Genomic DNA, 9,494 nt, shown 5'->3' with positions numbered 1-9,494 from the left:
GTTGTATCGGGGCCCACTGGGTTGATCAGGTGTCGCCCGACCAGATCAGTGACGAAGGGTCACTTGACGATCTTGGTCACGCGGCCGGCACCGACGGTACGCCCACCCTCACGGATGGCGAACTTCAGGCCGTCCTCCATGGCGACAGGCTTGTTGAGGTGCACGGTCATGTCGGTGTTGTCACCGGGCATCACCATCTCGGTGCCCTCGGGCAGCTGCACGACACCAGTCACGTCCGTGGTGCGGAAGTAGAACTGGGGCGAGTAGTTGGAGAAGAAGGGCTTGTGACGGCCACCCTCCTCCTTGGTCAGGATGTAGACCGAGCCCTCGAAGTCCGTGTGGGGAGTGGTCGAGCCGGGCTTGATGACACACATGCCACGCTCGACGTCTTCCTTCTTGGTGCCACGCAGCAGCAGGCCGACGTTCTCGCCAGCGCGACCCTCGTCGAGGATCTTGCGGAACATCTCGACACCGGTGATGGTGCTGGTCTGCTTGGTCTCGCTGATGCCGATGATGTCGACGGTCTCGCCGGTCTTGACGATGCCACGCTCGATACGACCGGTGATGACGGTGCCACGACCGGTGATCGTGAAGACGTCCTCAACGGGCATCAGGAAGGGCTTGTCCGTCTCGCGCTCGGGCTGCGGGATGTACTCGTCGACAGCGGTCATCAGGTCCTGGACGCTCTTGACCCACTTCTCCTCGCCCTGCAGGGCCTGGAAAGCGGAGACGCGCACGACCGGGCAGCCGTCGCCGTCGAAGTCCTGCGAGCTCAGCAGCTCACGGACCTCCATCTCGACGAGCTCGATGAGCTCCTCGGCGTCCACCATGTCGCACTTGTTCAGGGCGACGACGATGGCGGGCACGCCGACCTGGCGAGCCAGCAGCACGTGCTCGTGGGTCTGGGGCATGGGGCCGTCGGTGGCGGCGACCACGAGGATGGCGCCGTCCATCTGGGCAGCACCGGTGATCATGTTCTTGACGTAGTCGGCGTGGCCGGGGCAGTCAACGTGCGCGTAGTGGCGCTTCTCGGTCTGGTACTCGATGTGGGCGATCGAGATCGTGATGCCGCGCTGACGCTCCTCGGGAGCCTTGTCGATCTGGTCGAAGGGCGAAGCCTCGTTCAGATCGGGGTACTGGTCGTGGAGCACCTTGGAGATCGCCGCGGTGAGGGTGGTCTTGCCGTGGTCGATGTGTCCGATGGTGCCGATGTTGCAGTGCGGCTTAGTCCGCTCGAACTTGGCCTTTGCCACTGGGGCTCCTTCTGGATTGCCGCCACGCTCTCCGCGGGGCGTACTGGTGTGAAATCGGAGTGGGGAAATCCCTCTCCGGGGGTCCTTGCTTCTTGCTGGCGCCATGGCTGCCGAAGCAGTGCACAGCTACCGTCCAAGTTTTGTGCACCAGCGGGCGAGAGTCAAACTCATTGCTGATGCGGATCGGGTGGAGTTCCTGGCCGGAACCGGGAACTCCACCCAATCGGCCACCGTCACTCGCCGCCGCGAGCCTTGGCGACGATCTCGTCGGCGATGTTCTTCGGGGTCTCGCCGTAGGAGTCGAACTCCATCGAGTAGGAGGCCTGTCCCGAGGTCTTCGAGCGCAGGTCACCCACGTAGCCGAACATCTCGCTCAGTGGCACCAGCGCACGAACGACGCGGTTGCCGTGCAGCTCGTCCATGCTCTGCACCTGGCCACGACGAGAGTTCAGGTCACCGATGACGGTACCCAGGTAGTCCTCCGGGGTGGTCACCTCGACGGCCATCAGCGGCTCGAGGATGGCGGGGTCGGCCTTGCGAGCAGCCTCCTTGAAGACCATCGAACCGGCCAGCTTGAAGGCCATCTCCGAGGAGTCGACATCGTGGTAGGCGCCATCGGTCAGGGTGACACGGATGTCCTCGACCGGGTAACCGGCCAGCACGCCGAACTGCATGGCGTCCTTGATGCCGGCATCCACGGCGGGGATGTACTCCTTGGGGATGCGGCCACCGGTGACGGCGTTGACGAACTCGTAGCCCGAGCCCGGCTCCAGCGGCTCCAGGTCCACGATCACCTTGGCGTACTGGCCCGAACCACCCGACTGCTTCTTGTGGGTGTAGTCGACCTTCTGCACCGGGCGGCGCAGGGTCTCCCGGTAGGCCACCTGCGGCTTGCCGATGTTGGCCTCGACCTTGAACTCGCGCTTCATGCGGTCGATCAGCACCTCGAGGTGCAGCTCGCCCATGCCCGCGATGATGGTCTGGCCGGTCTCCTCGTCGGTGTGGACGCGGAAGGTGGGGTCCTCCTCGGCCAGGCGCTGGATGGCGACACCCAGCTTCTCCTGGTCCGACTTGGTCTTCGGCTCGATGGCCTGCTCGATCACCGGGGCCGGGAACTCCATCGACTCCAGGATGATCGGGTTGGCCGGGTCGCACAGGGTCTCACCGGTGGTGGTGTCCTTGAGGCCCATGACGGCCACGATCATGCCGGCACCAATGGCGTCGATCTCCTCACGCTTGTTGGCGTGCATCTGGTAGATCTTGCCGATGCGCTCCTTCTTGCCCTTGGTGGCGTTCAGCACCTGGGTGCCGGCCTGCAGGACACCGGAGTAGACGCGGATGAAGGTGAGCTTACCCAGGTGCGGATCGGCGGCCACCTTGAAGGCCAGGATCGACAGCGGGTCGTCATTGTTCGGGTGACGCTCCAGGACGGTCTCCTCGTCGCCGGGCTTGAAGCCGGCGATGGCGGGAACGTCCAGCGGGCTGGGTAGGTAGTCGACGATGGCGTCGAGCAGCGGCTGCACACCCTTGTTCTTGAAGGAGGTGCCACAGACCACGGCGTTGAACTTGTTCTCCAGGACACCCTTGCGGATGCCGGCCTTCAGGCGCTCCACCGAGGGCTCCTCGCCCTCCAGGAACATCTCCATCAACTCGTCGTCGGCCTCGGCCACGACCTCGAGCAGCTCGGCGCGGGCCGCCTTGGCCTGCTCCAGCATGTCAGCCGGGATCTCCTCGACCTCGTACATCTCACCCATCGTGGTCTCACCGCGGTAGGTCTTGGCGTTCATCTCGACCAGGTCGACGACGCCCAGGAAGTCGGCCTCGGCACCGATCGGCAGCTGGATGATGGCCGGGGTGGCCATCAGGCGCTCGCGGATGGTCTTGACACAGTGGTCGAAGCTCGCACCGGTACGGTCCAGCTTGTTGATGTAGCAGATGCGCGGAACGCCGTACTTGCTGGCCTGGCGCCACACGGTCTGCGACTGCGGCTCGACCCCGGCGACACCGTCGAAGACGGCCACGGCCCCGTCGAGCACGCGCAGCGAGCGCTCCACCTCGACGGTGAAGTCCACGTGGCCGGGGGTGTCGATGATGTTGATCTGGGTGTCGTGCCAGAAGCAGGTGGTGGCGGCGGAGGTGATCGTGATGCCACGCTCCTGCTCCTGCTCCATCCAGTCCATGGTGGCAGCGCCGTCGTGGACCTCACCGATCTTGTGGGTGATGCCCGTGTAGAACAAGATGCGCTCGGTCGTGGTGGTCTTGCCGGCGTCGATGTGGGCCATGATGCCGATGTTGCGGACCTTGGCCAGGTCAGTCTTCAAGTCGATGGCCACAGGGCTTCAACCTCAATCTATGTATGGATTACGAACAATGGGGTAGGACAGAGAACACGCCCGGGACAGGATTCTACCCGCCCCGGACGTGAGGACGCCCCAACGTCGCTCACGACGTTGGGGCATCAGATCACCAGCGGTAGTGGGCGAAGGCCTTGTTGGCCTCGGCCATCTTGTGGGTGTCCTCGCGCTTCTTGACCGAGGCGCCCAGACCGTTCGAGGCATCCAGGATCTCGTTCATCAGGCGCTCGGCCATCGTCTTCTCCCGACGGGCGCGAGAGTAGCTGACCAGCCAGCGCATGCTCAGCGTGGTGGCACGAGCAGGCTTGACCTCGATCGGCACCTGGTAGGTGGCGCCACCGACGCGACGGCTCTTGACCTCAAGGGACGGCTTGATGTTGTCAAGTGCACGCTTGAGGGTCTGGACGGGGTCCACGCCGGTCTTCTCACGGGTGCCCTCGAGGGCGGTGTAGACGATCTGCTGCGCGGTGGTCTTCTTGCCGTCCAGCAGGATCTTGCTGACGAGCTGCGACACCAGCGGGGATCCGAAGACCGGATCGGCGATGACGGGGCGCTTGGGCGCCGGTCCCTTGCGAGGCATTACTTCTCCTTCTTCGCGCCGTAGCGGCTGCGAGCCTGCTTGCGACCCTTGACACCCTGGGTGTCGAGCGAGCCACGAATGATCTTGTAGCGAACGCCGGGCAGGTCCCTGACACGACCGCCGCGGACCAGCACCATCGAGTGCTCCTGCAGGTTGTGGCCCACGCCCGGAATGTAGGCGGTCACCTCGATCCCGGAGGAGAGGCGCACACGAGCCACCTTGCGGAGTGCCGAGTTCGGCTTCTTCGGGGTGGTGGTGTACACGCGAGTACACACACCACGACGCTGGGGCGAACCCTTGAGCGCAGGCGTACTGTTCTTGCTGACCTTGTCAGTGCGGCCCTTGCGGACCAGCTGCTGGATTGTAGGCACCGGCTGGTATCTCTTTCGTTGTCTGGATGGTCTTACCCTGGCTTGCAGCTCCCGCGCGTCAGTTGTGGACCACCGTTATCCCCAGCTGGTGCAGTTGTCTGCAGTGCGACCTCCGCACCGTTGCCCCCCTCCTCGCAACGTTTAGGAGGGCGACCCCACTGCCAGGGCACGCACACGGGCCCGATCTGGTCGAGCACAGATACCAAATCTAGACGAGGCAGGCCCCTGGGTCAAAACAGGGACTCAGGCGAGGTCCGTCACCTGCCGGGCCAGGAGCTTTGCCGCCACCTCGTCGGGCAGGTGTTCGCGCGCCGCGAGCACGGCAGCCGCCGTCTGGGGGCGGGTGGTGCGGGCACGGAAGACCTCGCGCACCCCGACACCGTGACCCGGCACGTCCAGCACCTCCACCCGGTCACCGGCACGTACCGTCCCGGGCTCCAGCACCCGCAAGTAGGCCCCGGCACCGCCGGCTGCGGTGAACTCGCGGATCCACCCCGGCCGTCCGGCCACCACCTGGAAGGTCCGGCACGGGATGCGGGGCTGACACACCTGCAGCAGGGCGTCACCGATGCGCCACTTCTCCCCCACCACCGCGGCATTCAGGTCGCGGCCCAGGGTGGTGAGGTTCTCCCCCATCCAGCCGGCCGGCAGATCCATGCCCAGTCGCTTCGACCACAGCTCGAGGTCCTCCCAGCCCACCGCATAGACCGCCTTGTCGCGGCCGCCGTGGTGCTCCCGGTCCCCCACGAAGTCGCCCTCCACCCCGGAGGCGCGCTCCGTCTGCGGACCACGGGGCCCGGGATCACTGAGCGTGATGGAGGCGACAGGCCTCTTGTCGTGCCCCGTCGGGCGGCCGTAGCCACCGATGTCCTCGCGGGGCCGCCCGATGTTGGTCGACAGGATCTCCATGGCGCCACCGTAGCGAGCCGCGCCCACTCCAGGTGACGACAAACAGACATCGGGCGCCTCCCCGGAGGGAGACGCCCGATGCCGTCACTCAGGAACTCAGCGCATGTCGCCGAAGTCGAGGTCCTCCAGCGGAACCGCCGCACCCGTACCCGTACCGAAGTCGTAGTCGAAGGGGTCGTAGCTCATGGTGAAGGCCGTTGCCTTGGCCTCCGCCGTGGGCTCCACGCGGATGTTGCGGTAGCGCTCCAGGCCGGTGCCGGCCGGGATCAGCTTGCCGAGGATCACGTTCTCCTTCAGACCGACCAGCGAGTCGGACTTGCCGTGGATGGCGGCATCGGTCAGGACCTTGGTGGTCTCCTGGAAGGAGGCCGCCGACAGCCAGGACTCCGTGGCCAGCGAGGCCTTGGTGATGCCCATCAGGACCGGACGGCCCTCGGCGGGCTTGCCACCCTCGGCCAGCGCCTTGCGGTTCTGGCTCTCGTAGGTCTGACGATCCACCAGCTCACCGGGCATCATCGTCGTGTCACCGGAGTCGATGACGGTGATGCGGCGAAGCATCTGACGAAGGATGATCTCGATGTGCTTGTCGTGGAGCGGGGCACCCTGGGTGCCGTAGACCTTCTGGACCTCCTCCACCAGGTGCTCCTGCACCTTGCGGACACCACGCACTCGCAGCACGTCCTGCGGATCCATCGTGCCGGCGGTCAGCTGCTGGCCCGCGTCCACGTGGTCGCCGTCCTTGAGCGAACGCTTGACACCGGTGGAGTCCTCGAAGTCCAGGCGCGCACGACGCGGCACCGGGTACTCCAGGTCCTCCTGGCCGTCGTCGCGCTTGATGATGATCTTGCGCGAACGGTCACCCTCCTCGATGGTGACGCGACCGGCGGCCTCGGCCATCGGGGCCTTGCCCTTGGGCTGGCGGGCCTCGAAGAGCTCCACCACTCGGGGCAGACCCTGGGTGATGTCGTCTCCAGCCACACCGCCGGTGTGGAAGGTACGCATGGTCAGCTGGGTTCCCGGCTCACCGATCGACTGTGCAGCGACGATACCGACGGCCTCGCCGACGTCGACCAGCTTTCCGGTGGCCAGCGAACGGCCGTAGCACATGGCGCAGGTGCCGGTGGCCGCCTCACAGGTGAGCACCGAGCGCACCTTGACGCTCGAGACACCGGCAGCCACCAGGGCGTCGATCTCCACGTCACCCAGGTCGGTCCCGGCGGCCACGATGACCTCGCCCTTGTCGTCGACGGCGTCGACGGCGAGGGTACGGGCGTAGACCGCGGTCTCGACATTGCCGAGTGCGCGCAGGGTGCCCGCCTCGTCGTCCTGGGCGATGGGCTTGTTCAGGCCACGCTCGGTGCCACAGTCCTCCTCGCGGATGATGACGTCCTGGCTGACGTCGACCAGGCGACGGGTCAGGTAGCCCGAGTCAGCGGTACGCAGGGCGGTGTCCGCCTGACCCTTTCGACCACCGTGGGTGGAGATGAAGTACTCCAGGACCGACAGGCCCTCACGGAAGTTCGACTTGATCGGGCGGGCGATGATCTCGCCCTTCGGGTTGGCCACCAGGCCACGCATGGCGGCGATCTGGCGCATCTGGGTCATGTTTCCTCGCGCGCCCGAGGCCACCATCATGAAGATGGGGTTGGTCTCGGTGAAGTTGCCCTCCATGGCCGCGGTCAGCTCGGCGGTGGCGTCGGTCCAGATCTGGATGAGCTCCTGACGACGCTCGTCCTCGGTCACCGCACCACGCTCGTAGAGCTTGTCGATCTTGGCAGCCTTGGCGTCGTAGCTGGCAATGATCTCCGGCTTGTTCGGAGGCGTCTGCACGTCGCCGATCGAGACGGTCACGCCGGATCGGGTCGCCCAGTGGAAGCCGAGGTCCTTGAGGTTGTCCAGGGTCTGGCCAACCTTGACCTTCTGGTAGCGCTCGGCGAGGTCGTTGACGATCGCGCCCAGCTGCTTCTTGCCCACGGTCTCGTTGATGAAGGGGTAGTCCTCGGGAAGCGCCTCGTTGAACAGGGCACGACCCAGGGTGGTCTCCACCAGGAAGGAGCCGTCGGTGCGCTCGACGGCGCCCTCGGGCTTGACGATGCCGGAAAGGACCAGCTTGATGCGCGCACCCATCATCAGCTCCTTGCGATCGAAGGCCATGATGGCCTCGGAGATCGAGGAGTAGCTGTTGCCGGTGCCGGCACCCTCACGCTCCTGCGTGAGGAAGTACATGCCGATGATCATGTCCTGGGTCGGCAGCGTGACGGGACGACCATCGGCCGGCTTGAGGATGTTGTTCGTCGACAGCATCAGGATGCGGGCCTCGGCCTGTGCCTCGGCCGACAGCGGCAGGTGCACGGCCATCTGGTCGCCGTCGAAGTCGGCATTGAAGGCGGTGCAGACCAGCGGGTGCAGCTGGATGGCCTTGCCCTCGATCAGCTGGGGCTCGAAGGCCTGGATGCCGAGGCGGTGCAGGGTTGGTGCACGGTTCAGCAGCACCGGGTGCTCCTTGATGACCTCTTCGAGGACATCCCACACCTGGGGACGCTGACGCTCCACCATGCGCTTGGCGCTCTTGATGTTCTGGGCGTAGTTCAGGTCATCCAGACGCTTCATCACGAAGGGCTTGAACAGCTCCAGGGCCATGGCCTTGGGCAGGCCGCACTGGTGCAGCTTCAGCTGCGGGCCCACGGTGATGACCGAACGGCCCGAGTAGTCGACGCGCTTGCCCAGCAGGTTCTGGCGAAAACGACCCTGCTTGCCCTTCAGCATGTCGCTGATGGACTTCAGCGGACGGTTGCCCGGCCCGGTGACGGGGCGTCCCCGACGGCCGTTGTCGAACAGCGAGTCCACCGACTCCTGCAGCATGCGCTTCTCGTTGTTCACGATGATCTCGGGGGCACCGAGGTCGAGCAGGCGCTTGAGGCGGTTGTTGCGGTTGATCACGCGGCGGTACAGGTCGTTCAGGTCGGAGGTCGCGAAACGGCCACCGTCCAGCTGCACCATGGGACGCAGGTCCGGCGGGATGACCGGGACGGCGTCCAGGACCATGCCGGCCGGCGAGTTGCGGCCGTCGAGGAAGGCAGAGACGACCTTGAGACGCTTCAGGGCGCGGGTCTTGCGCTGGCCCTTGCCGGTCTGGATCGTGTTGCGGAGGTTCTCGGCCTCCTCGGTCAGGTCGAAGGTGGCCAGACGACGCTTGATCGCCTCCGCACCCATGAAGCCCTCAAAGTACTTGCCGAAGCGCTTGGTCATCTCGCGGTAGAGGATCTCGTCGCCCTCGAGGTCCTGGACCTTGAGGCTCTTGAAGCGGGTCCACACCGCATCCAGACGGTCCAGCTCGCGCTGGCTGCGGTCACGAAGCTGCTTGAGCTCCTTCTCGCCGCCGGTGCGGACCTTCTTCTGGATGTCGGCAGAGGCACCCTCGCTCTCGAGCTGGCCCAAGTCCTGCTCCAGCTTGGTCATGCGCGCCTCGATGTCGGCGTCACGACGCTGCTCGATGCGCTTGCGCTCGGTCTCGACCTTGGCCTCCAGCGAGGGCAGATCGCGATGACGGGCATCCTCGTCCACGGCCGTGATCATGTAGGCCGCGAAATAGATGACCTTCTCGAGGTCCTTGGGCGCGATGTCCAGCAGGTAGCCCAGGCGCGACGGGACGCCCTTGAAGTACCAGATGTGGGTGACCGGGGCGGCCAGCTCGATGTGGCCCATCCGCTCGCGACGCACATTGGAGCGCGTCACCTCAACGCCACAGCGTTCGCAGATGATGCCCTTGAAGCGCACGCGCTTGTACTTGCCGCAGTTGCACTCCCAGTCCCGGGTGGGACCGAAGATCTTCTCGCAGAAGAGTCCGTCACGCTCGGGCTTGAGCGTGCGGTAGTTGATGGTTTCGGGCTTCTTGACCTCGCCGTGCGACCACTCGCGGATCTGGTCGGCCTGGGCAAGACCGATGCGCAGCTCGTCGTAGAAGTTCACGTCCAGCACGTTGGTTCACTTTCCCCTGCCCCATGGCAGGTGCCTTGCATGGATGTCT

Annotated in this window: 6 protein-coding genes; all 6 read right to left on the bottom strand. The window is 65.5% G+C overall.

Annotated features, from left to right (window positions below):
* Positions 1-59: 59 nt before the first annotated feature.
* A complete protein-coding gene (tuf, locus tag ACHFFZ_RS01500; protein ID WP_394274894.1) occupies positions 60-1,253 on the bottom strand; it encodes an elongation factor Tu in 1,194 nt (397 codons plus the stop codon).
* 233 nt (positions 1,254-1,486) lie between these two features.
* Positions 1,487-3,535 carry an elongation factor G gene (gene fusA, locus ACHFFZ_RS01495; RefSeq protein WP_394274896.1) on the bottom strand — a complete coding sequence of 683 codons (2,049 nt, stop codon included), beginning with the start codon at positions 3,533-3,535 and terminating at the stop codon, positions 1,487-1,489.
* A 181-nt stretch (positions 3,536-3,716) separates the two neighbouring features.
* The gene (gene rpsG / locus ACHFFZ_RS01490) at positions 3,717-4,187 is read right to left on the bottom strand and encodes a 30S ribosomal protein S7 (RefSeq protein WP_394274893.1); all 471 of its coding nucleotides are present in this window, start codon (positions 4,185-4,187) and stop codon (positions 3,717-3,719) included.
* The gene (gene rpsL / locus ACHFFZ_RS01485; RefSeq protein ID WP_394274892.1) at positions 4,187-4,558 is read right to left on the bottom strand and encodes a 30S ribosomal protein S12; all 372 of its coding nucleotides are present in this window, start codon (positions 4,556-4,558) and stop codon (positions 4,187-4,189) included. Before rpsL ends, rpsG begins: the two co-directional genes overlap by 1 nt.
* Before the next feature lie 243 nt (positions 4,559-4,801).
* Positions 4,802-5,467, bottom strand: a complete 666-nt coding sequence (locus ACHFFZ_RS01480; protein ID WP_394274891.1) for an MOSC domain-containing protein — start codon at positions 5,465-5,467, stop codon at positions 4,802-4,804.
* A 96-nt stretch (positions 5,468-5,563) separates the two neighbouring features.
* Entirely contained in the window at positions 5,564-9,445 is a 3,882-nt protein-coding gene (locus ACHFFZ_RS01475; protein WP_394274890.1) for a DNA-directed RNA polymerase subunit beta', read from the bottom strand.
* Positions 9,446-9,494: the final 49 nt, after the last annotated feature.

The sequence above is a fragment of the Luteococcus sp. genome (assembly GCF_043424415.1).
Taxonomy (GTDB): Bacteria; Actinomycetota; Actinomycetes; order Propionibacteriales; family Propionibacteriaceae; genus Luteococcus.
This window is presented reverse-complemented; position numbering and strand designations above follow the sequence as displayed.

What these genes read in the sequence shown, in the direction of transcription:
- fusA (WP_394274896.1), bottom strand. Translation starts at nt 3,535, where the DNA reads ATGGCCCACATCGACGCCGGCAAGACCACCACGACCGAGCGCATCTTG.
- rpsG (WP_394274893.1), bottom strand. Translation starts at nt 4,187, where the DNA reads ATGCCTCGCAAGGGACCGGCGCCCAAGCGCCCCGTCATCGCCGATCCG.
- ACHFFZ_RS01480 (WP_394274891.1), bottom strand. Translation starts at nt 5,467, where the DNA reads ATGGAGATCCTGTCGACCAACATCGGGCGGCCCCGCGAGGACATCGGT.